22 protein-coding genes are annotated in these 23,210 nt (G+C 59.5%); 13 read left to right on the top strand and 9 right to left on the bottom strand.

The genetic code is table 11. The features are described from left to right. Positions 1–152: 152 nt before the first annotated feature. On the top strand, positions 153–1,712 hold the full coding sequence (locus BLW56_RS16195) for a class I adenylate-forming enzyme family protein (protein ID WP_093511747.1): 1,560 nt from the start codon (positions 153–155) through the stop codon (positions 1,710–1,712). Between the two features lie 31 nt (positions 1,713–1,743). Here the strand turns inward: BLW56_RS16195 and BLW56_RS16200 are convergent, their stop codons facing one another. Further along, positions 1,744–2,973: an acetyl-CoA C-acyltransferase gene (locus BLW56_RS16200; RefSeq protein WP_093512053.1), complete on the bottom strand. Its 1,230-nt coding sequence runs from the start codon at positions 2,971–2,973 to the stop codon at positions 1,744–1,746. A gap of 690 nt (positions 2,974–3,663) precedes the next feature. Here BLW56_RS16200 and BLW56_RS16205 point away from each other — a divergent pair. The 5 genes from BLW56_RS16205 to BLW56_RS16225 are packed head-to-tail and all read left to right on the top strand — an operon-like array spanning position 3,664 to position 8,428. Then, the gene (locus BLW56_RS16205) at positions 3,664–4,686 is read left to right on the top strand and encodes a 3-oxoacyl-[acyl-carrier-protein] synthase III C-terminal domain-containing protein (RefSeq protein WP_218140537.1); all 1,023 of its coding nucleotides are present in this window, start codon (positions 3,664–3,666) and stop codon (positions 4,684–4,686) included. 19 nt (positions 4,687–4,705) lie between these two features. Further along, positions 4,706–5,902 (top strand): acetyl-CoA acetyltransferase, encoded by a 1,197-nt coding sequence (locus BLW56_RS16210; protein WP_093511749.1) that lies wholly within the window; start codon positions 4,706–4,708, stop codon positions 5,900–5,902. Then, positions 5,902–6,357: a MaoC family dehydratase gene (locus tag BLW56_RS16215; protein ID WP_093511750.1), complete on the top strand. Its 456-nt coding sequence runs from the start codon at positions 5,902–5,904 to the stop codon at positions 6,355–6,357. The genes BLW56_RS16210 and BLW56_RS16215 overlap by 1 nt, the downstream gene beginning before the upstream one ends. Before the next feature lie 2 nt (positions 6,358–6,359). Beyond that, the gene (locus BLW56_RS16220; protein ID WP_093511751.1) at positions 6,360–7,247 is read left to right on the top strand and encodes an HpcH/HpaI aldolase/citrate lyase family protein; all 888 of its coding nucleotides are present in this window, start codon (positions 6,360–6,362) and stop codon (positions 7,245–7,247) included. Continuing rightward, on the top strand, positions 7,244–8,428 hold the full coding sequence (locus tag BLW56_RS16225) for an acyl-CoA dehydrogenase family protein (RefSeq protein ID WP_093511752.1): 1,185 nt from the start codon (positions 7,244–7,246) through the stop codon (positions 8,426–8,428). Before BLW56_RS16220 ends, BLW56_RS16225 begins: the two co-directional genes overlap by 4 nt. 15 nt (positions 8,429–8,443) lie before the next feature. Here BLW56_RS16225 and BLW56_RS16230 read toward each other — a convergent pair whose 3' ends face one another. From BLW56_RS16230 to BLW56_RS16245, 4 genes are all read right to left on the bottom strand, one after another. Beyond that, a complete protein-coding gene (locus BLW56_RS16230; RefSeq protein ID WP_093511753.1) occupies positions 8,444–9,250 on the bottom strand; it encodes an SDR family NAD(P)-dependent oxidoreductase in 807 nt (268 codons plus the stop codon). A 34-nt stretch (positions 9,251–9,284) separates the two neighbouring features. Further along, positions 9,285–10,184, bottom strand: a complete 900-nt coding sequence (locus BLW56_RS16235; RefSeq protein ID WP_093511754.1) for an SDR family NAD(P)-dependent oxidoreductase — start codon at positions 10,182–10,184, stop codon at positions 9,285–9,287. A 190-nt stretch (positions 10,185–10,374) separates the two neighbouring features. Then, a complete protein-coding gene (locus tag BLW56_RS16240) occupies positions 10,375–11,136 on the bottom strand; it encodes an SDR family NAD(P)-dependent oxidoreductase (protein ID WP_256203563.1) in 762 nt (253 codons plus the stop codon). A 49-nt stretch (positions 11,137–11,185) separates the two neighbouring features. Further along, positions 11,186–12,352 carry an acyl-CoA dehydrogenase family protein gene (locus BLW56_RS16245; RefSeq protein ID WP_093511756.1) on the bottom strand — a complete coding sequence of 389 codons (1,167 nt, stop codon included), beginning with the start codon at positions 12,350–12,352 and terminating at the stop codon, positions 11,186–11,188. A 178-nt stretch (positions 12,353–12,530) separates the two neighbouring features. Between BLW56_RS16245 and BLW56_RS16250 the strand changes: the two genes are divergently transcribed. Next, positions 12,531–13,133 (top strand): MarR family winged helix-turn-helix transcriptional regulator, encoded by a 603-nt coding sequence (locus BLW56_RS16250; RefSeq protein WP_177175991.1) that lies wholly within the window; start codon positions 12,531–12,533, stop codon positions 13,131–13,133. Between the two features lie 70 nt (positions 13,134–13,203). Here BLW56_RS16250 and BLW56_RS16255 read toward each other — a convergent pair whose 3' ends face one another. From BLW56_RS16255 to BLW56_RS16265, 3 genes are all read right to left on the bottom strand, one after another. Continuing rightward, a complete protein-coding gene (locus tag BLW56_RS16255; RefSeq protein ID WP_093511758.1) occupies positions 13,204–13,434 on the bottom strand; it encodes a biotin/lipoyl-containing protein in 231 nt (76 codons plus the stop codon). 117 nt (positions 13,435–13,551) lie between these two features. After that, positions 13,552–14,535 (bottom strand): alpha-ketoacid dehydrogenase subunit beta, encoded by a 984-nt coding sequence (locus BLW56_RS16260; RefSeq protein WP_093511759.1) that lies wholly within the window; start codon positions 14,533–14,535, stop codon positions 13,552–13,554. Beyond that, entirely contained in the window at positions 14,532–15,518 is a 987-nt protein-coding gene (locus BLW56_RS16265) for a thiamine pyrophosphate-dependent dehydrogenase E1 component subunit alpha (protein WP_093511760.1), read from the bottom strand. The genes BLW56_RS16260 and BLW56_RS16265 overlap by 4 nt, the downstream gene beginning before the upstream one ends. A gap of 222 nt (positions 15,519–15,740) precedes the next feature. On the opposite strand from BLW56_RS16265, the gene BLW56_RS16270 reads away from it, so the two are divergent. Beyond that, entirely contained in the window at positions 15,741–16,064 is a 324-nt protein-coding gene (locus BLW56_RS16270) for a Rieske (2Fe-2S) protein (protein WP_256203611.1), read from the top strand. Positions 16,065–16,385: 321 nt separating this feature from the next. Beyond that, complete coding sequence (locus BLW56_RS16275) at positions 16,386–17,753, top strand: aromatic ring-hydroxylating oxygenase subunit alpha (protein ID WP_093511762.1); 1,368 nt, start codon at positions 16,386–16,388, stop codon at positions 17,751–17,753. Positions 17,754–17,830: 77 nt separating this feature from the next. Here BLW56_RS16275 and BLW56_RS16280 read toward each other — a convergent pair whose 3' ends face one another. Next, entirely contained in the window at positions 17,831–19,099 is a 1,269-nt protein-coding gene (locus BLW56_RS16280; protein ID WP_093512054.1) for an acyl-CoA dehydrogenase family protein, read from the bottom strand. 145 nt (positions 19,100–19,244) lie between these two features. Here BLW56_RS16280 and BLW56_RS16285 point away from each other — a divergent pair, with 145 nt between their 5' ends. From BLW56_RS16285 to moaA, 4 genes are all read left to right on the top strand, one after another. Further along, positions 19,245–20,132: a MaoC/PaaZ C-terminal domain-containing protein gene (locus BLW56_RS16285; protein ID WP_218140538.1), complete on the top strand. Its 888-nt coding sequence runs from the start codon at positions 19,245–19,247 to the stop codon at positions 20,130–20,132. A gap of 58 nt (positions 20,133–20,190) precedes the next feature. Continuing rightward, positions 20,191–21,162, top strand: a complete 972-nt coding sequence (locus BLW56_RS16290) for an acyl-ACP thioesterase (RefSeq protein ID WP_143043486.1) — start codon at positions 20,191–20,193, stop codon at positions 21,160–21,162. Then, entirely contained in the window at positions 21,159–21,737 is a 579-nt protein-coding gene (locus BLW56_RS16295; RefSeq protein WP_093511765.1) for an NADPH-dependent FMN reductase, read from the top strand. The genes BLW56_RS16290 and BLW56_RS16295 overlap by 4 nt, the downstream gene beginning before the upstream one ends. Before the next feature lie 132 nt (positions 21,738–21,869). After that, positions 21,870–22,850: a GTP 3',8-cyclase MoaA gene (gene moaA, locus BLW56_RS16300; RefSeq protein WP_093512056.1), complete on the top strand. Its 981-nt coding sequence runs from the start codon at positions 21,870–21,872 to the stop codon at positions 22,848–22,850. Positions 22,851–23,210 lie beyond the last annotated feature (360 nt).

Consider the following 23,210-nt stretch of genomic DNA (forward strand, 5'->3'; position numbering starts at 1 on the left):
GCACGGCACGTTCAATTTGGTTAGCTTGCGCACTGAATTGCGCTTTATAGCCGCAGGCTGACTGTCAAAGGCGCTCATCAACACGGAGAGAGATAAAGGTGTCTGTTCCAGCGAAGGCTTTCATAGAAGTTCCCGCCGTTCCGCTACTCGAGATGACGAGTATCGAACTGCTTGCCTGGGCCGCCGAACAGGCCCCGGACCAGATCGCTGTCAAGCAGCCGTTCGAAGGCTTTGGCGAGGAGATCGTCTGGACGTACAGCGAGTATCTTGCTGACGCACGCCGGATCGCCTCTTATCTGTCAACCTTTTACAGCTTCGGCGATCATGTCGCGATCTGGGCAACGAACAGCGGTCCCTGGCTCCTTTATGAATTCGCGGCTGCCCATCTCGGGCTTGTTCTTGTCACGATGAACCCGGCGTCGCGACCTGCAGAGCTCGACTATATGCTGACCAAGAGCCGCGCAAAGGGCATCATCATGGACCGAAGCTATCGGGGCCAGGATTTGGTGCAGGCCGTCGCGGACCTTCGCGGCCGACTGCCTGACCTTGCGCATATTCATTATCTTGACGAGTGGCGCGACCAGGTTGAACAGGGATCGGATGATATCGCGCCATCAACCACCCGCCCCGACGATCCGGGTTTGATCGTCTTCACTTCAGGGACTACCGGGAAACCCAAGGCGGCAATCCTTCATCATCGCGGTATTGTGAATAATCCCAAGATTGCGACCGAACGCCTCGGTCTGGCTCCCAAGACCATATGGCTTGCGTCGCTTCCAACCTTCCATGTGGGGGGGACGGTAACGATGAGCATGGGTGCCGTCAGCAATCTCGGTACGCAGATCATCATGCCGGCATTTCAGCCCGAGATCATCCTCAGGCTTATCGAGAAGGAGCGGATCAATTATTCCGCGCTGGTACCGGCGATGGTCGCGGGGCTCGTCGAACATCCCGACTTCAAGACGACAGATCTCTCCTCCTTTCATCACCTCCAAGTGGGCGGCACGGTTATCACCCCCGCCTTCGTCAAACTGGTGCGCCAGGAGCTTGGCTGCGATGTGCAGGTCGTTCTGGGTCAGACCGAATGCTGCGCCGAAATCACCAAGACTCTTCGCGGGGATCCTGACGAGGCGATCGAGGAGACTGTCGGCGTGCCTTTCCCGGGGACAAGCTTGAAGATTTCGGACCCCGTCACCGGCGAGACGAAGAACATCGGAGAAGTAGGCGAGATACGGCTGCTTAGCCCCTACGCAACATATGGATATTTCGGTGACCCCGAGGCGACTGAGGCGTTGTTCGACGAGGACGGTTTTCTTCGAACGGGTGACCTCGGTAGCATCGACGAAAATGGCAGGCTGCGCATGAATGGTCGGCTCAAGGAAGTCATTATTCGCGGGGGCGAGAATATCTATCCGCGCGAGGTGGAAGATGCGATCGCTGAATATCCGGGCATAAGCGAATGCGCCGTGTTCGCGGTACCGCATCCGCGTTGGGGTGAAGAGGTCGCGGCCGCGCTTCGGCTCAACGCACCCGGTGTCGAACCGGCTGATGTGCGCGAGTTCCTTCTTCTCCAGTTGGCAAGGCACAAGGTGCCGAAACACTGGATGATCGTGGAGGAGTTTCCGCGCAACACCTCGGGGAAGGTTCAGAAATTTGAGCTCCAGCGGCTATTTGCCGAACGGGCCGAGAAAAACGCGGACCGTACTGGCTGATGCCCTAGATGAGGCGCCCTCACCCCGCTCGTCAGACTCGCTCGACGATCATTGCCGGCGCCATGCCGCCGCCCGTGCAAAGCGTGACCAGTCCTGTCGCCAGATCACGGCGCTCAAGCTCGTCGACCAACATTCCCACCAGCATTGCTCCGGTGGCGCCGATCGGGTGCCCAAGCGCGATTGCGCCGCCGTTCACATTGACCTTATCGTGTGGGACAGCGAGATCTTTCATGAACTTCATTGGGACCGCTGCGAAAGCTTCATTCACTTCGAAGAGATCGATATCGCCAACCTCGAGACCAGCCAGCGCGAGCGCCTTGCGAGCTGCAGGAACGGTGGCGTTGAGCATGAACTGCGGCGAATCACCGGCCGTCGCGAGGGCGCGGACCCGTGCGCGAGGACGCAAGCCGTGCGCGCATGCGTAATCTGGAGAAGCCAGCAGGACAGCGGCGGCGCCATCGACCACGCCCGACGAGTTTCCCGGGTGATGGACATGGTCCACAGCAAGGCCTGGAAAAGCGCGCTCGACCAAATCTCGGGTCGTAAGGCCTGTATCCCCGAGCTCGCGGTCCATTACGCCTGCAAATGAGGGTTTAAGAGCAGCCAGGCCGGCTGCGCTCGTGTCTGGCCGCGCAAACTCCTCCCGGTCGAGAACAAGCGTGCCCGCATCATCAAGTACCGGAACAAGGCTTTTTGCAAAATGGCCGCCAGCGATCGCCGTCGCTGCCCTCACGTGGCTTTCCAGTGCAAACGCGTCGACGTCTGCACGGGAAAACCCCTCGGTCGTCGCAATGATATCCGCCGCGACGCCTTGGCTGAATTGCACAACTGCTTCGCGCAGAGCAGGATTTTCAGCGTCCATCAGCGGAGGACGCTGAAGGCTGGTTGTGTAGGACATCATCTCAATGCCGCCAGCTACGACGAGATTCTGCATCCCCGATCCGACGCCCATAGCAGCAAAATTGACTGCGCTCAGCGCAGATCCGCAAAAGCGCTCGACGGTTATTCCCGGCGCTCTATCGCCATAGCCGGCGAGGAGCGAGGCCATCCTCGCGATACAATAGCCCTGTTGTCCGAAAGGGGTGCCGCAGCCGACGATCACGTCGTCGATCTGATCGGTTGCGATGCCGTTGCGCTCAGCGAGCGGACGGAGCGCGTTGGCGAGCAGCCGCTGCGGATGAAGCCCGTAGACCGCACCCTTGCCTGGCTTTCCGATGCTGCGGGGCGTGCGCAAGGCGTCGATGATCCAGATCTCGTTCAATCTCTTCCCTTCCATCATTCGTCGCGCAGCACGGCGAATCACGCCCGCCCGATCATAAGGTCATCTCCATGCCATCCGCCGAACTAGGACGCAAGCGCACTATCTAGTGCGAAGTTTCCGCCGTCATTTCGCTGTTGTGGGCCTCAATGCGGTCCCGCGCAGCGTCAAGCGAAAAACAATCAGAGCGCTTGAAAGAAGTAATCTATCGTACTATATGCAAGCTGCTTGAGCCGGCGCTCGGGCGCGGCGCGGCCGCCGACAGCCTTCAATTCGGTGGGGTCAATGTCAGAATTCGGAATTTCCACTTACGGCGCCTACGTCCCGCGTCTTCGTATTGATCGTGCTCATATTGCGGAGGCGCATCGCTGGATGGCGCCCTCGCTCAAGGGACAGGCGAGAGGATCACGCGCTTTTACCAGTTGGGACGAAGATAGCGTTACCATGGCTGTGGAGGCGGCACGGGACGCAGTGGCGGGTTCTGGACATCAAGATATCAGGGCGCTTCGCCTTGCCTCGACAAATCTCCCCTATGCCGACCTTCAAAACGCGGCAATCGTCGGCAGCGCCATCGGCCTCCCCGCGGAAATCGCGACGTCCGACACTGGCGGCTCCCAGCGCGCTGGCACGTCGGCTCTGCTGCAGGCCCTGCAAGGAGCCATCCCGTCGCTGGTCGTGGCCTCGGACAATCCCGTGTCAACGCCGGCAAGCGTTCAGGAAATCTCCTTCGGTGCAGGCGCCGCTGCTTTTATCGTTTCTGATCGCGACGTCGCAGCAAAGCTTATAGGATCGGCCACCGTTTCGCATCTGTTCGTCGATCATTTTCGCTCGGCCGACGCCGCAAGCGACTATGGCTGGGAGGAGCGCTGGATACGGGACGAGGGTTATGCGAAGATTGTTCCGGCAGCCGTCCGCGAAGCACTGTCTTCGGCGAAACTCGATATTGCCGATGTCCAGCATTTCGTGATGCCGTCCTATCTGAAGGGCGCGGCTGCAAATGTTGCAAAGCTGATCGGTTTCAGCGGCGAAGTCGCCCCGGGGCTCGAAGACGGCGTGGGATATGCGGGCGCGGCACATGCACTACTGATGCTCGCCGAGACATTGGAGCGGGCCCGGCCGGGCGATCGCATCCTGCTAATCGGCTTCGGCCAAGGCGCGGACGCGCTGATTTTCGAGACAACCGACGCACTGCCAGCAGCAAGGCCGTCCCGAGGGGTCAGCGGTTCGATCGCGGGCGGGATCGCAACCGACAGCTATCTTCGAATGTTATCCTTCTACCGCGGGATCGAGCTCGAATGGGGAATGCGCGCCGAGCGGAGCGCCAAGACCGCGCTCAGCGAACAATTTCGTTCGGGCGCACAGATGGAAGGCTTCAATGCCGGTCGATGCGGCGGCTGCAGCGCCGTGCAGTTCCCTCAGCTACAATATTGCGTCCAATGCCATGCGCCGAGTGCGGGTTTCATCGACGTTGCATTACGCGACCTGAATGCGACGGTCCTGACCTCAACTGCAGATTGGCTGACTTATTATCCGGCACCGCCGATGTATGTCGGTTTTGTGCAGTTCGACAATGGCGCGCGCATTCTTATGGAGATGGTCGATATCGGGGCGGAGGGTATCGACACGGGCGCCACCGTCAACATGCGCTTCCGGATCAAGGAGCGCGATCGCCAGCGAGGCTATAATCGCTATTTCTGGAAGGCCGCGCCGCTCTGAGCGGCGCGAGGAGAAAATCATGGCAACGGGTATCAAGGACAAGGTCGCGATTCTCGGGATGGGTTGCTCGAAATTCGGCGAACGATGGGATGCGGGCTCCCCCGATCTCATGGCCGAAGCCTTCGAGGAGGCGCTGAGCGACGCTGGGATCGACCGCGGACGGATTGAGGCAGCCTGGTTCGGCTGCTGGGGTGACGGCATCAACGTTGGAAACTCTTCTATCCCGGCCGCCATGGCGTTGCGGCTCGAAGGCATTCCGGTAAGCCGGGTCGAGAATATGTGCGCAACCGGAACGGAAGCGCTGCGGGGCGCAGCCTACGCGGTCGCAAGCGGCGCAGTCGATATCGCTCTCGCAATCGGTTCGGAAAAGCTCAAAGACACCGGTTTTGGCGGCCTGCCCTCGCCCTTCAAGGGCACGTTCAATGACCTGTGGATGCCGATGGGGTCGGCACCAGCCGGTTTTGCACAACTCGCCCCTTATTATCGCGCTAAATACGGTACGACGCGGGAGGACCTGAAACGGGCGATCAGCCATGTTTCATGGAAAAGCCACCAAAACGGCGCGCTCAGTCCCAAGGCGCATTTTCGCAAGACCGTCTCCATGGAGACGATCATGAACGCACCGATGATCTCCGACCCCCTCGGTCTCTACGATTGCTCCGGCGTTTCCGATGGCGCGGCTTGCGCAATCGTGACGACCCCCGAAATCGCCCGCGCTATGGGTAAGTCCGACCTCGTGACTATCAAAGCGCTTCAGCTTTCGACCAGTTCGGGGCGCGAGTCGCAGACGAGTAGCTGGGACGGCACCTATGTTGCCAACACCCGAAATGCAGCGGCGGCCGCCTATCGCGAGGCGGGGATCACCGACCCCAAGACGCAGCTTTCGCTCACCGAGGTTCATGACTGCTTTTCGATCACCGAGATGGTGACCATGGAGGATCTCGGCTTGTCCAACGACGGCCGGGCAGTATTTGACATCCTCGACGGCAAGTTTGATCGCGATGGACAACTTCCATGCCAGATCGACGGGGGTCTTAAATGCTTCGGGCACCCGATTGGCGCGACCGGATTGCGCATGGCATACGAAGTTTATTTGCAGCTGCTCGGGCGCGCTGGCGAGCGCCAGCTTGCAGCTCCCTCACTGGGGCTCACGCACAATCTCGGCGGCGTGCCCTATCAAGGGGTCGCTGCGATTTCCATCCTGGGGCTCCACTGATGGCCGGCGTCTGGTTCGACGATCTCGAGATCGGCCAGGTCTTCGAGCATGCCATTCGGCGGACGGTCACCGAGACGGACAATGTGCTGTTCAGTGCCATGACCCACAACCCGGCGCTGCTTCACCTCGACGAAGAGTATATGAAGGGAACACCCTTTGGACAACGACTGGTGAACTCCGCTTTCACGCTCGGGCTAATGGTCGGTATTTCCGTCGGCGACACGACGCTTGGCACGGCCGTCGCGAACCTGGGATGGGACGAAGTGCGCTTCCCCAAACCGCTTTTTCACGGAGATACCGTCCATGTAGTGACCACGGTGGTCGACCTGCGCGAATCGAAATCGCGGCCCGAGGCTGGGATTGTGACGTTTCTGCATCAGGCATATAACCAGAAATCCGAACTTGTTGCCTCCTGCAAACGTTCAGGCTTGCAGCTCAAGCGGCCGGCAGAATAGCCATGCGTCCGATCCGGTCCTTTCTTTTCATTCCTGGCGACAGCGAGAAAAAAATCGCCAAGATCGACATGGTCGCCGCAGATGCGTTCATTCTCGACCTTGAAGACGCAGTCGCGCCTGCCCGCAAGGCGACGGCGAGACAATTGGTAGCCGATGTTCTAGGCAGCCGACCGCAGGCCAATCGCCGCTCGCAGCTTTGGGTGCGCGTGAACCCGCTCGACACCGGTGCGACGCTGACCGATCTCGCGGCGGTCATGCCCTCCATTCCGGACGGCATCATGCTCCCGAAAGTGAACGGCCCAAAGGACGTCACCGAGGTTGCGCATTATCTCAGTGCGTTCGAGGCCGCGGCAGGCTTAGGCGTAGGGAAAACCAGGATTCTTCCTGTTGCCACCGAGACGGCGTTGGCCCCGTTTCGGCTCGGCGACTATTCAGCGACGCCTGCTGGCCGACTTTACGGGCTGACTTGGGGCGCCGAGGATTTGAGCACTGCGATCGGCGCGAGCGGAAATACCGGTAACGACGGGGAGTGGACGCATACGTACAAGATGGTACGCTCGCTCTGCCTGTTGGGTGCGCATGCTGCAGACGGCGAAGCCGTCGATACGCTCCATGTCGATTTTCGCGACGCCGAGGGGTTGCGCGCTACCAGCCGCGCAGCGCGCGCCGAGGGATTTTCGGGCCGCATAGCGATCCATCCCGCGCAGGTCGACATTATCAACGAGGCTTTTTCGCCCTCACCCGATGAGGTCGCGTTCGCGCGCCGGGTAGTCGACCTCTTCGCTGCCAACCCTGACGCCGGCACGCTAGGGCTTGAGGGCAAAATGCTCGATATCCCTCACCTTAAACAGGCGCTGCGGCTCCTTGCAATTCACAAGGCCTATTCATGACCGAAACCTACGACGCGCTATCAGGCGGCGACCGCGGTATTTTCTCCAGCGAGCATCAGCAGTTTCGCGAGACTGTTCGCCGATTTGTCGATGAGGAACTCGCCCCCCATCATGGTGAATGGGAAGATGCGGGCGTCGTGCCGCGCGAGGTGTGGAAGCGCGCGGGTGAAGTCGGGATGCTTTGTCCCACAATCCCCGAAGAATTTGGCGGGTTTGGCGCGGACTGGCTCTACAATGTGGTCGTTATCGAAGAACTGGCCAAGCAGGGAATCACGGGTCCGGGGTTCATGGTTCACAGCGAAATGGTCGCGCCCTATATCCTCGCGGCCGGTAGCGAAGAGCTGAAGAATTCAGTGCTGCCCGGCATGGCGACTGGCGAAATCATCGGCGCGCTCGGCCTGACCGAGCCGGGCGCCGGTTCCGACGTGAAAGAAATTCGAACACGCGCGGTGCGTAACGGCGATGATTATGTAATCAACGGGCAGAAGGTCTATATCTCCAACGGGCAACTATGCGACATCATGGTCACGGCGTGCAAGACCGATCCGGCTGCAGGCGCTCGCGGCGTCAGTCTCATTGCGATCGATGCCAATCAGCCCGGGTTCAAGCGCGGCCGCAACCTCGAAAAGATCGGACTGAAAGCGCAGGACACCTCGGAAATATTTCTGGAGGACGCACGCGCCCCGGCCTGGCGGCGGCTAGCCGACGAGGGAAGCGGCTTTGGCATCATGATGGGGAAACTCGCGCAGGAGCGTCTGACCCAGGCCGTGCGAAGCATTTGCGTCGCCGAAGCAGCGATCCAGTGGACGGTCGATTATACGGCTGAGCGCAAGGCATTCGGTCACACCCTCGCCGATTTCCAGAATACGCAATTCGTTTTGGCCGATCTCGCAGCCGAAACCTTGTCGGCCCGCGTTTTCACCGATTGGTGCATCAAGCGCTTTCTGGCGGGCGAACTGACCAGTGTCGAAGCGGCAAAGGTCAAACTCGTGGTCACCAACCTTCACGTGAAGGTAGTTGACCAGTGCCTGCAATTCTTTGGTGGTTATGGCTATATGACCGAATATCCCATCGCACGCGCCTATATCGATGCGCGCATTGTCCGGATCGCCGGGGGCGCTGCAGAAGTGATGAAACAGATCATCGGGCGGGATTTGTTCAAGGGCCGGCTGTCTTCGTGATCGAGCCCTTGCGGCTCAAGGCGAGCGCATGAGATAGCCGCCGTCGAGCGCAATGATATTGCCCGTTGTATAGCTTCCCGACGCCAGCATCAGGATGACGCGCGCAATATCTTCGAACGTGCCAAACCGGCCCGCGGGCACATTGGCCAGCAGCCTGTTCCGCTCGGCATCGTTGTCGGCAATGCGATCGATCAGCTCGGTCCGGAAATATCCAGGCGCGATCGCGTTGGCAGCGATCCCCTGCCCTGCCAGTTCCCTCGCTAGCACGCGGGTCAGATGGTGCAGGCCCGCCTTGCTGGCAAAATAGGCAAATGACGTGCTCGTGGCGACTGAGAGCCCCGCGCACGACCCAATCATTATCAGCTGTGCGGGACGTGACGAGGGCCTACGCCGCATGTGAGGGATGAGCGCCTGCGTCAAGAGGAAGGGCGCTCGCAGGTTCAGCGCCATGACGCGGTCCCAGTCGTCAGCGTCAACCTCACCAATCGGCGCTTGGTGGGTCATCCCGGCATTGTGCACAAGAATGTCGAGAGGCTGCCCCTCGCTCGCCAAGCGTGCGCGCACCGCTGCAATGCCCGTGTCGGACGTAATGTCTGCCGCGATATGGTCGCAGCGTCCCCCCTTGGACAATTGCGCAGCTGCTGCGGCGCCTCGATCGGGATCGCGAGAGACGATCCAGAGCCTGGCCCCCGCCTCGACCAACGACCGGCTGATCATCTTGCCGATGCCTGCAGAACCGCCGGTTACGAGAGCGGTGCGGCCGTCAAGGTTGAAGAGCGAGGTCAGCAACGGATGGCGAACCGTTTCGCCAGCGATGCTCATCGCTTCGCCTGCATCGCTTGTTCCAGCGGCCCGCTCAGGGATTGGACCAAGTATTGAGGTCGATCCCCGCGTTGGCCCGGGCGTAGGTCAAGATGCTCTCGATCCCTGGTCCCAATGTGGTCGGATCCTTCGACGCATCGGTTGTCGGCCCGTGCTGCCAGCTCTCCGCGACCGTGATGCCATTGCCCCACACTTCAAAAACGCGGCCGCTGACGAAATGCGATTCAGCACTCGCCAGCCATGCGACGAGCCCCGCAATCCATTCCGGATCCCGCTTGTCCAGTTGCTCAGGCGTCCATTCACGCAGCCCCTCGGTCATCCGCGTATTCGCGCGCGGCGCGATAGCGTTCACCGTGACCCCAATCCGCTGCAGCTCTCGAGCCGTCACGATGCTGAAGGCCGCGATGCCGGCTTTTGCCGAGGCGTAATTGGCCTGTCCGATATTCGCAAATAGACCCGAGTGCGACGTCGTGTTGATGACCCTGGCATCGACTGCCTCGCCGGCTTTGCTTTTCATGCGCCAGTGGTTCGCCGCATGATGGGTCGGCGCAAATGTGCCCTTCAGATGAACGCGAACCACCGAATCCCATTCGTCTTCCGACATGTTCACCATCATGCGATCCCGCAAAATCCCGGCATTGTTGATCAGAATGTCGAGCCGACCGAAAGTGGATACCGCCTGGTCTATCATGGCACGGGCTTGTTCGAAGTCAGCCACGTCCGCGCCATTGACCGCGGCCTCACCACCGTTCGACCGAATGATATCTACGACCTCTTGAGCCGGAGACAGATCGGCGCCTTCGCCCGCTGCCGTCGCGCCAAGATCGTTCACAAGAACTTTCGCTCCGTGCTCGGCAAGCTTCAACGCGTAAGAGCGTCCGACACCCCGCGCGCCACCGGTCACGATCGCCACCCTGTTCGCCAAAAAACTCATATCTATTCCCCAATTTGACGGCGTGTCCGAGCTGCTGGCCAAGACACCCTATCGCTCGGCCAGTCGACAGGCCAAGCAAAACAATAAGCACACGTACGAATCAGTCGATGTCATATCGGTTAGTATGCGTACTATATTTTTGGTGCAAGCCCTTCCGTTGTCCTTTGGCAGTTCGCAACGATTCCGTTGGCTACGGCCACCCGCCATCGACGCGGAGAAGGGTGCCAGTGGTAAAGCTCGAGTGCGAGCTTGCGAGATAGAGGATCGCCGTGACGATCTCGTTCGGCTCGCCAAAGCGCTTCATCATTGCCGGCGTCGTCGCTTCCTTGTCTTCCGGCCAATGCTTTGAGATATCGGTGCGGAAGGAACCTGGCAGGATGGCGTTCACACGCACCTTCGGAGCGAATTCCTCAGCCTGCGCGCGCGTTATCGCGTTGAGCGCGGCTTTTGCGCCAGCATAGGGCGCGATGAGGGCGCTCGGGCGAATGGCACCCATGCTGCTTATATTAATAATCGAGCCGCCCGCCCCCGCAGCCATTCGGGTGCCAACTAGTGCAGCTAGTCGAAAGGGTCCCTTGAAGTTCAGCGAGAGAACGGCGTCGATGAGCTTTTCCTCGGTCGCGAGCGAGGATGGCGCGATCGGCGACATCCCGGCATTATTGATCAGAATATCGATGCGGCCAAATTCGGCATAGGCCGCCGCCGCGAGCAGATCGAGCTCTTCCCACCGCCCCGCATGCGCCGGAATCGCAATCGCTCGCCTGCCAAGCGCTCGTATTTCAGCCACTACCGCTTCGCACGCATCACGCTTACGGCTGGATACGACGACGTCTGCCCCGCGGCTCGCCAATGCAAGACAAGCCTCGCGGCCGAGGCCTCGGCTACCGCCCGTAACCAGCGCAACTTTGCCGGTGAAATCGAACAGGTGGTCGTTCATGACCTCGACTTCCAAATTTGAGAATCGGCTTTTCGGCGTGTCGGCCCATTAGTAGGATTTCGGCTCAATAGGATTTCGGCAGGTCGAGCACGCGTTCGGCAATGAAGCTCAAGATAAGCTGCTCGGTGATCGGCGCGAGACGCAGGAGGATAGACTCGCGGAACAGCCGCTCGACCTGATATTCGGTGGAATAGCCCATTCCGCCATGGGTCAGGACAGCCTGCGTACAGGCGTCAAACGCGGCCCGCGCGCCAAGGAATTTCCCCGCGTTCGCTTCCGCCCCACACGGTTCGCCTCGGTCATAGAGGTTCGCCGCGCGCATGATCATCCAGTAGGCACTCTCAAGGAAGGTCCAGTTTTCAGCTAGCGGATGCTGTATCCCCTGATTTTCGCCGATGATCTTGCCAAAAACTTTCCGTTCGCGCGCATATTGCGACGCGCGCTCGAGCGCCCCGCGGCCCAGCCCGACCGCTTCGATACCGACCAGAATTCTTTCGGGATTGAGGCTGTTCAAGATGTAGTGGAACCCATTCCCTTCTTCGCCGATCCGGTCCTCCTCAGGAACGAAATAATCGTCGATGAAAGTCGCATTGGAATCGACAGCGTTCCGGCCCATTTTCGGAATACGGCGAACCTCGATCTTTGCCTTGTCCAGATCGGTGTAGAATATCGTCATGCCGTCGGTTGGCCGCTTGCACTGGTCCTTCGGCGTCGTGCGTGCAAGCAGGAGGATTTTGTTGGCGACCTGCCCGGAAGACGTCCATATCTTCCGTCCGGTCACCCGGTAGCCACCCGGCACCTTTGTCGCAAAGGTCGTTATACTGGTAGTATCGAGGCCGGCATCAGGCTCTGTCACACCAAAGCAGGCGCGATCGACGCCCGTCACGAGAGGACGCAGCATGCGTTCCTTTTGCTCGGGCGTTCCATGGACGACAACCGAATGCGGACCGAAGAGGTTGAGATGCAAGGTGCTGGCGGCGGAATATCCCCCGGCGCTGCGCGAAACTTCGTGCATCATGATGGCAGCCTCGGTCACGCCGAGGGCGCTGCCGCCCACTTCTTCGGGCATTGTGATGCCGAGCCATCCCGCGTCAGCCATGGCGCGGTGAAACTCGAACGGAAAGCGTTTGTCCGTGTCGCACAACGACCAATATTCGTCATCAAACTGGTCGCACACCCGCTTGACGGCCTCGCTGATTGCCATCTGATCCTCGGTCAGGCGGATATCCATTTAACCTACCCTTCTTCATCTCGAAATAATTATAGTTCGCATGCATTTTATACGCTAGTTTCCAATCAGCAAGTGGAAACGCGTGTTTGCGAAAAAGGTTCGAACACACGGGGTGTTGCGCTTCCGTCCGGTTTAGGTCAGATGAAGAGATTGGGCTCAGAATATGCACGGGACAAGAATGGCAACCAAACGAACCAGCAAGCGGCAACCGAAAGCCAGCGAACCGTCAGCTTCGGAACCCGTTGCTCCGGACGAGGAAAATGGCGGGGCTTCCGCAAAGCGTCCTGCCGTCAAACTCTTCAGGTTCGGCTTCCTGCTGCATGACGTCTCGCGCGTGCGCAGGACCGTGATTGACCAGGTCATGCGGCCTTACGGCATCACCCGTTCGCAATGGTCGGTGCTCACCGCTCTGTCGCGCGGCGGCAACAACGGCATGATGCAGGTCGATCTCGCGCGCTTGCTCGAGATGGGCAAGGTCACCGTCGGGGGTCTTGTCGACCGGCTCGAGGCAAGCGGCCATGTCATACGGCAGGCGGACAAGCTCGATCGGCGCGCGAAGCGCGTCTTCATTACCGACCAGGGCTTTGAAGTCATCAAAATCATGATTGCCGTCTCGGGCAAGATGAACCGGCGCATGCTCAAGGGCCTTACGCCGCTCGAGATTGAAACGGTCGAGCGGGTACTCCTCCACGTGAAGGGGAACCTGAAGGAGATGGGCCAGGACTTCGTCGATTCGGGCGAGTCCGAGGAGTTCGGGAGCCGTATACCCACCCTCGAGTGATCGGCCTTTACCGCGGTCGGCGAATGAACTGCGCGATGGATGGTCAGTTGCGGCGGCCGATCTGGAAGTATCAGGTGATTTCGGCGAGCACTGTGCCCACTTCGTAGGTTTCACCAACCTCCTTGATGATACGCAAGGTTCCCGACGCCGGGGCATCGACCTCTTGAACGGACTTGTCGCTTTCCAGCGCGAACAGCGGCTCCCCTTCGGTGACCTGCCCGCCGTCGGCAACCAGCCATTCTTTCAACTCACCCTCATTCATCGAAAAACCGAGTTTTGGCAAGATCACCTCGAACGCCATTACTAACACTCCTCAACTGCCGTGGGGGGATGATCCCGCTCCCGGCTTCTCATGCGGCCCTCGAGGCCGAACAGGTTTGCGCGGTGGGGATGAACCCGTGACGCGCAGCAATTTGCCTCAGCCGAGCAATCCCTTTGCGCTTGCAGCGATCGCTGCCGCTCCCGGCGCAAAGAAGGGTTCGAGACCTTGGGAAAAAGGCACAGGTGCCGACGGCGCCCCGAGCCTGGCCGGTGCGGCTTTGAGCGCGCCAAACGCATTCTCTGTCACGTCTGCGACGATTTCGGCACCGATGCCGAACTCTTTTACGGCTTCGTGAGCGACAAGCAGACGGCCAGTCTTGCGAACCGAGCTGAGAACCAGTTCACGGTCCCAAGGCTTTACGCTGCGCAAGTCGATCAGTTCAGCGCTCACGCCTTCTTTCTCAAGCTGTTTGACCGCACCCATAGCTTCGACCAATGTGCGCGAATGCGCCACGATCGTCAGGTCCTCGCCAGCGCGCACTGTCTCGCCCTTCCCGATCTCAACGATCCGCGATCGGTCGATCTGCGCCTTGCTCGCTCCCAGCGGCACATTCTCGATATAAAGAACGGGGTCAGGGTCCGAAATCGCTGCCCGTAGCAAGGAATAGGCATCGGCGGCATTGGAAGGCGCGACGACCTTTATCCCCGCGGTGTGGGCGAACCAGGCTTCAAGATAATCGCTATGCTGGCCGGCGAGCGCAAATCCCGAGCCCGTCATCGTGCGGATGACGAGCGGAACCTGCAGCTTACCACCCGACATGTAGCGCAGCTTTGCAGCGTGGTTCACGATCATGTCCATCGCGACAGTCGTGAAGTTCATCAGCATGATTTCTGCAACCGGGCGGTACCCCGCAAGCGCTGCGCCGATCGCTGCTCCCATGATTGCCTGTTCGGCTATCGGCGTCGACCGGACCCGGTCGGTGCCGAAGCGATCGGTCAAGCCGCGCGTCTGGCCCAGCACACCCCCGCCTTCGCGGTCGGCGATGTCTTCGCCGATAACGACGACCTTTTCATCTTCCGCCATCGCGTCTTCGAGCGCGAGCCGGAAAGCTTCGACCATCGAGACATTTTCGCCGATCATGCCGCTATTCCTTCTGCAAATACATCGCGCGTCAATTCTTCAAGGCCGGGGAACGGGGCGGCAAGCGCCGCCTCGATGGCTTCGTCAAGATCGCGTTCAATCGCATCTTCAATCGCCTTGAGCTCAGCTTCGCTTGCAATTCCTTCGGCGATGAGACGTGCCCGCAGTTTGGGAACAGGATCAGCCGCAATATAGGCCTGACGTTCTTCGGCGGGCATGTAATGGCCTTCGTCTCCGAGCAGGTGGCCGTAGTGACGATAGGTCATAGCCTCGATCAGTGTCGGTCCATCGCCGACGCGCGCGCGCGCGACTGCGGCTGCAGCTGCAGCATACATTTCGTCAGGATCGTTCCCGTTCACCGTGACCCCCGCCATGTTATAACTTATGGCGCGCTTGGAGATTTGATCGACCGACGTCGCATTCGCATAGGCGGTATGTTCGCCGTACAGATTGTTCTGGCACACGAAAATGACCGGAAGTTTCCATAGACTTGCGAGATTGAGCGATTCGTGAAAAGCCCCAATATTCGAGGCTCCGTCGCCAAAGTTGGCAATCGTAACTCGATCTAGCCCCGCAATCTGCGACGCGAACGCCAAGCCATTCGCGATTGGCATGGTGCTGCCGACGATGCCTGTCGTCACCATTATCCCGGCCTCGGGGTGGGTGATATGCATCGGGCCACCTTTGCCTTTGCAAGAGCCGGACGCCTTCCCCCCGAGCTCGGCCCAGAGCGACGCGAGCGGAAGCCCTTTGGCGAGCGAATCATGGAGGCCACGATAGGTCGTGCAAATATAGTCGTCGGCGCGCAGGTTTACCGAGATTGCCGACGGAATGATCTCCTGGCCCTTCGCACTATAGTAGGGCATCACCATACGGCCAGACCGGATGACCTTGTGCGCCCGATCATCATTCTGCCGGATCAACGCGCACTTGCGGTAGATTTCGAGTAAGACCTCAGGTGTCGGCGCAGGTTGGTTGCTCACGACGGACTCTCCTTGCGTGTTTTAGTTCGCTTCCATACGATCAGCCTCGTAACAATTACCTGTAGTGCCGTCAATCATTCGCATGGGCGGCTTGTCAGAACTCGCCGAACTGCGTAGCTGCGGAGGCTACCGGCGATCGGGTCTTGGCCGTCGCGGGGACGGAAGGGACATAGGATGTTCACGATTTCAGGCGGCGGAAATGATGAAGTGCCGCATATCTGGATGAAGCTATGCGCGACAGCCGACGTCCGACCCGGTAAATCGCAACTAATTGAAATCGCTGGTCGATCGCTGCTTCTTTGCCACACGGCGGGAGGCTTTTCGTTGATCGAGAACCGCTGTACGCACAAGGCGCTGCCTCTCGAAGGCGGCCGACTGATCGGCAACGAGATCATCTGCCCGCACCATGGGGCGCGCTTCTGCCTCACCGATGGCCGCGCGATCGCCGGCGCGATTCGGCCGCTGAAGATTTACGAAATCGCCGTCACGAGCGGCGAAATTTCTGCGCGAGTTCCGGCGGAATGGGATGAAGCCCCTACAGGCTGAAGGACCACTGCTGGGTTCACCTCCTCCACTTATCCTAGGTCGAGCAAGATTGGCACATTGCGCGCACGATCTAGCGCTGAACGCTACAAACTATTGAAGAATAATAATTTTTATTGTCCGCTCGAAGGTCTGACCGCGGCCAAATATTGCGGATCGGGTCTGCTTTAACTGCCTTTCGACCGCCCGATCCAAGCAGATAAAGCACGTCCGGCATTTGACGGCATGCACAAAGTATGCTTAGTTACTATCGTCCGGTTCTGGCGACGCCGCTTCCCTTGTTCAATCTGACCCGGCGCGACCGAACGAGTGAGAGAGGATCCAATGGAAGAGCAATTTGACTATGAACAGGGCTTCGTCGTCGATGCCGAAACGCCCTGGGGCGAGAAAATGCCCTATATTGATTATGGCACACAACCGGTTGATACGCGCCGCTACTGGGACCGAGAGACGCACGAACGAGAGTGGGAAAAGCTGTGGACCAAGACCTGGCTGCTCGCCGGAATTGCGTCCGACGCCCCTAATCCTGGCGATTATTTCAAGTTCGACATCGGACGAGCATCGATCGTGGTCGTGCGGGGCGAGGACGGCGAGCTCCGGGCCTTTCACAATGTGTGTCAGCACCGCGCCAACCCAATGGTCGATAGTGACTTTGGCTCGCTTGGCGGCTGCTTCCACTGCTCGTTCCACGGCTGGGAATATGGCCTTGACGGGAAGCTCACGAAGATTCGCGACGAGGAGATTTTCCGCCCCGAACTTGTTGCCCACCGTCCCGGTCTCACGCCGGTGCAACTGGACATATGGGAGAACCTCGTCTTCATCACAATGAACGAGAGCCCGCGGCCGCTGCTGGATTTCCTTCATCCCTTGCCTGAGCATCTTGCCGCCTTCCGGATGCATCAGTTTCGCCCTTATCGCGACGATGCTTTAAGCTGGGACGCGAATTGGAAGACTGCCGAAGAGGCCTTTCTCGAATTCTACCACGGCGACGATGTGCACCCTGAAGCCATCCCGATGACCGAGAGCCGCAAGATCCAATATGACGTTCTGCCGAACGGGCACAGCCGGATGATCATTCCGATTGGCCTCCCGCGCGACTTCAAGGAAGGCGACTCGGTCGCTCCCGAGGTTCAACAGTCTCTCGCTATCTGGGAAGGCACGCCGGAAGACCATCCTGACCTGGACCTCAACGGCGCCGACTTTAAGACAGCGCTGGTGAGGACCAAGCGCAAATGGGCGGCGAAGAATGGGATCGACTTTACCCATCTGACCGACAGCCAGGTCGTCGACGACTATAATTATTCGATTTTCCCGAACGTGACGATCAACCTGTTTTCCGACGTGTTCCTGATCCAGCGCTGGCTGCCGCATGCGACGGACCCCGAGAAGAGCCATTACAGCGCCATCACGTTCGCAAATCCCGTGGCGGATCCCGACTACAAGATTTGGGACATCAATAACTTTGGACCTGAGGCAAAGGGCCCCATGAACTTTGATGGCTCGGTTCGGCCTCCACGCAACCGACCGACCGACCCGGCCGAGTTCGGCTACGTCCTGCATCAGGATATCATGCTGGTGCCGCAGCTCCAGAAGGGCATCCGCTCGCCCGGTTTCAAGGGGCTGCTCCTCGGCGAGGCGGAGGTCCGCATCCGGCACTATCTGGCGGAGGTAGACCGGTACCTCGACGCCTGAAGCCGCTTTCCAGCTGCACTGGCAAAGACAAGGGGCTCGGGGAAAAAACCCCGGGCCCGTTTCGTGTCAGCGGTCCCTTAGGCCCTGCCGACTGCCGCCCCCCCGGTGCCACCTGTCGGTGCCTCCCGGTCGCCGCGCCTCGCTTCATATTTTGCAAACTCCAATCGCGCGATCGTCCGGTTGTGAACCTCATCTGGTCCATCGCCCATGCGGATCATTTGCATACGCGCATAAGAGAACCCAAGGCCGAAATCATCGCACAGGCCAGCAGCGCCATGCGCCTGAAGTGCGAGGTCAGCGACTTCCCGGCCGATCCGAACGGCCGCGACCTTTATTTGCGAAATTTCGCTCCGCGCGCCCTTGTTCCCGACCGTATCCATCAAGTGCGCGGTGTGGTGAGTAAATTGGCGCAGCATGCCTATGTTGGTGCGGGCGATCGCCACACGCTCTTCCCATACGGACTCGCGGGAGAGCGGCTTGCCGAACGCGATCCGGCTCGCGAGACGACGGCAGGTCTGCTCCAGCATTCGCTCGCACTGGCCAATAATGCGCATGCAATGGTGAATACGACCGGGGCCCAGTCGCCCCTGCGAGATTTCAAACCCTCGCCCTTCGCCAAGAATGAGATTGTCCGCCGGAACACGCACATTGTCGAAGATAATTTCCGCATGGCCCTTTGGCTCGTCATGAAACCCCAAGACCGGTAACGATCGAACCAGAGAGATACCGGGCGTGGACGGATCAACGAGAATTTGGGATTGCTGGAGGTGACGTGGCGCTTCCCGATCAGTTTTTCCCATGACGATGAACAGGGCGTTTTTCGGGTGATAGGCGTTGGTGATCCACCATTTGCGACCGTTGATGACATACATATCGCCGTCGCGCTCGATGCGCGTCTCGATATTTGTGGCGTCCGAAGAAGCGACCCCCGGTTCGGTCATGCAATAGGAAGACCGGATTTGCCCCGCGAGGAGAGGTTCAAGCCAGCGCTTCTTTTGCTCCGCTGTGCCGTAACGATCCAGAACCTCCATATTTCCCGTGTCAGGTGCAGAGCAATTAAAGATCTCGGCGGCATAATGCGACCGCCCCATGATTTCAGCTAGCGGCGCATATTCGAGGTTCGTCAGCCCGGCGCCATTTTTCGAGTCCGGCAAAAACAGGTTCCAGAGCTGGCATGCGCGGGCCTTCTCCTTCAGCTCTTCCAGAACTTGCGGGACGCGAAACTTCTCGGGCCCCTCGAACAATTGTTCCTGATAACGTGTCTCGTTGGGATAGACATAGTCATCCATGAATTGTTGCAGCTCCTGCGCCAGGCGGGCTGATCGATCGCTTTGGCCGCGCATCATATCTTGTCTCCGGTGATCGCCGGGCTCCCTCCCACCCAATCGGGAGACACGCCCACTCAAATAGTGCGCTAGCATATCTTTTTCGACATTTTTATATTCAATTTGGTATCCAGCCGATATAAAATTGGGTACATCAGCATATCATATGCATACACACTGGTTGGAAAGGTGCGCCGTAATGGACTTGGAACTTATCCGCGGCCTCGATATTGCGGCGATCGAGCAGACCTACGACAAGCGGGACACGATCCTGTATGCGCTCGGCCTCGGCTATGGGGAAAATCCGCTCGACGAGCAGGACCTCCCATTTGTGTACGAAGAGGGTCTCCGGATTCTGCCATCTTACGCCAATCTTCTTTGCCATCCCGGCTTCTGGGCGCAACGCCCCGAATTTGATATCGACTGGGTGAGGCTACTGCATGCCGAGCAGGACTTTGTGATGCATCGTCCGCTTCCAGCGACGGGAACGCTTCGCGGCACCTTTCGCGTCGCCGGCGTCGAGGACAAGGGCGCCGACCGCGGAGCCCTGCTTCACCAAGAAAAAGCCCTGTTCGACGTTGCCGACGATAGTCACGTCGCGACGGTTCGCTCGACGCTTTTCCTGCGCGGAGATGGTGGGCAGGGCGGCTATGGCGAAGGCGTCGCGCCGGCCAAGGCACTACCCGACCGTGCTCCCGATCGGATCGTCACCATAGCCACCTCGCCGCGGCAAGCATTGGTCTACCGCCTGAGCGGCGACTGGAATCCTATCCATGCCGATCCGGCGATCGCGCGCAAGGCGGGGTTCGACGCCCCGATCCTGCATGGACTTTGTACGAACGGCATTGCCTGCCGTGCCCTTGTTCGCGAATATTGCGGCAACGATCCAAGGCGCTTAATCCGCCTCTTCGTTCGCTTCACAAAGCCCGTCATCCCCGGTGAAACTATCCGTTTCGAATTCTTCGAGGAGGGTGAAGGCGAAATTCGATTCCGCGCGCTCATCGACGGGGATGATCGCATCGTCTTGGACCGCTGCACTGCAGCTTTTGCCTAGATCGCGCGTCGATGTTGCCTCGTCGATCACCTGGTGAAACGATTCGGGCAGCACGCGCGTGAGCATTCGCCCGGAACTCTGGGAAGGATGCGAGCCCGACCTGTGGCGCGGCTGCGCGCACGCGTGGGAGTGCGATGAGATGGGTCACCAAAATATTCGCTTCTACGTGGCGCGGGCAATGGAGGGTCTTCGCGAATTGCTCGCGCGAGGAGGCCTTCGAGTGAAACCCGCCAATGACGAAATCGAAGCTTGGCCTGTCACCCATCATTTGCGCCTCATGCTTGAGAATCGGGCAGGAACTCCGCTTCACCTTCGCGGCGGGATAGTCGCTATCGAGGCAAAGACGCTGCGTGCGGCCTTCACGCTGTTTCATAGTGCAACCGGTGAAATTTCGGCGACGTTTCTGATCGACCTTGAGGCCCGAAAGAAGGGCTCGAAAACCAAAGCTGCTTGGCCCGACGCTTTCGTTTCAGCCGTCAGCCTGCATCCCCTTCCTGGCCTTTGCCAGCCACGCGGATTGACTGCCACATCGCCCTTTTTGATAGGGCTTGGCGAAGCCGACGCGCTTGGCATGATCGAGACCGGAAATGGCATCATTCCGGATGAGGCCTGCGATCGCGAGGAACGGCTGCGTCCAGAAAATATCATAGCGCTTCTATCGGACTCGACACGTAGCCTCACGAATGAATTTCACCGCGCGGCGGAGTCTCTGTCCGGAGCGCCCGCGCGTATCGGAAGCGCCGGTGTCGAATGCCGACTGCGTTACTATCATCGCCCGCGAGCTGGCGATCGCTACGTCGTGCGAGGAGGGCTGTCCGCGCTGAGCGAACGGAGCCGCAAGACGCTTTACTGGATGCTTGATCGCACAACGCGCACTCCGATTGCCGAGCTTGAGGCAGTGGAACTGCTGCTTGACCTCGATCGCCGTCGCTCGTTCCCGCTTGAAGAGAGGGCCTTGGCCTCACTCGGACGGCTCCTCGTAAGCGCAAAACAGCCAATAATACCCAACCAACAAGGGACAGATTTGTGACAAGATCAGGACTTTCTCATGGACCTCTAATCGTCGGGATCGGCGGTACAACCCGCACTGGGTCTTCGACTGAACGGGCGCTTCGGCTCGCCCTGTCCCTCGCCCAAGCCAGCGGAGCAAAAACGAAGCTGTTCGACGGGGACTTCCTCTCGCAACTGCCCATCTATGATCCTGAGATGCCCGAGCGAACCGCTTCCGAAGCCGAGATCGTGCGCACGGTGCGTAAGGCAGATGCGCTTATTATCGCGTCGCCTGGATATCATGGCGGCATCGCCGGCATGGTGAAAAACGCGATAGACCTGCTTGAGGACACCGCCAAAGATGAGCGCGTCTATTTCGACAAGCTGCCAGTCGGGCTGATTGTTACGGCTTATGGCTGGCAAGCGACGGGTAGCACGCTCGCGGCGCTCCGATCGGTCGTGCACGCCATGCGTGGTTGGCCAACACCCATCGGCGTTGCGGTGAATAGCCTCGAGACGAAGTTCGACGAGCAGTCTCAATGTTCGGAGGAACGCGTCGTCGATCAGCTCGGAGCGATGGTAGCGCAAATTCTCTGGTTCATCGGGCAACGCTGATAGCCAAATTAAAAAAATGGACGTCATTCCAATTCAAATGCGGCAGGCTACAATGAACGCGCGCCTTTGCGCCGCCTGGTGTATTACGTTGGCCAGGAGGTCTTCGATTTGACCGAGTCGCTTTCCCCACGAATGTCAGACGGCTTCGGTCGCCATATCGAATATCTGCGAATCTCAGTAACGGATCGGTGCGATTTGCGTTGCCGTTACTGCATGGCAGAACGCATGACATTTCTCCCGCGCGACGAGGTTCTGACGTTGGACGAGGTCGCGATCATCGCGGAGCGTTTCATAGCACGCGGTGTAAGGAGAATCCGGCTGACAGGGGGCGAGCCGCTGGTACGGCGCGATGTGGGAGACCTTGTCCGGCGGATTGGGCGACATCTGAACGGCGGGTCACTCGACGAACTCACACTAACAACGAATGGAACGCGGCTTTCCGAGTATGCCGGCTCGCTTTTCGATGCAGGCGTGCGGCGTATCAACATCAGCCTGGATACGCTGGACCCTGCAATTTTCGCGCATATCACGCGCGGTGGCGACATCGAAAAGACCCTCGCTGGGATCGCAGCAGCGAATGCAGCGGGCCACCGTGTCAAGATCAACATGGTCGCCTTGAGGGGGCTGAACGAAGACGCAGTGCTCCCGATGCTGCGCTGGTGCGATCGACGGGGCCATGACCTGACCGTAATCGAAACCATGCCGTTAGGAGACACGGGCGAAGACCGTACGGACCATTATCTGCCGATGGACGAAGCGCTGGCGCCCGTGCGCGCAGCACTTGAACTACGGCCCCTGCCTGTGCGGACGGGCGGTCCCGCCCGCTACTTCGCCGTTGAGGGCATGCGAGTAAAGCTGGGCATAATCACGCCCTTGACCCGGAATTTCTGCGCCGATTGCAACCGCATGCGGCTGACTTGCGAAGGCAAGATTTTCATGTGCCTGGGCCATGAGGACCATGTCGATCTCAAGGCTGCTTTCCGTTCAGGGGGTGCCGGCGCGCTTGACGCAATGATCGATCGCGCGCTGGGCGCCAAACCACTGCGCCACGAGTTCGCCATCGGCCGCGGTGTAAGCGCCACGCGTCGTCACATGAGCGTGACTGGCGGCTGAGCGGCAAGGTTCGCCACGCCCTCTGACTGCGCAAGCGGCAAACAATCGAAAGCGCGATGGACAAGAGTGCGGAGCGAAAGCCTTTTTGGCATCGCCCGCGAAGCGATCACCTGTCTGCGACGCGATAAGGCGGAGCACCACGGGGCAGTCAGGCACTCGATCTGGGGATGGCGAAAAAGCACGCCCGCGCTCTTATTTATAATTCGCTCGGGCGGCGCTCCAGGTTCGCACGAACGCAAGCGACAACCGGCTCAGCTGCGTTCGAGCTGATCATGCCGGACTTGACGGTATCAAAGGTGCAATTTATATTGCAAGCTTACCATATCCACGCGTACCGAATTCGTTTTACGCGTCTGCGCA

The organism is Sphingopyxis sp. YR583 (assembly GCF_900108295.1).
In the GTDB taxonomy this organism is placed as follows: domain Bacteria; phylum Pseudomonadota; class Alphaproteobacteria; order Sphingomonadales; family Sphingomonadaceae; genus Sphingopyxis.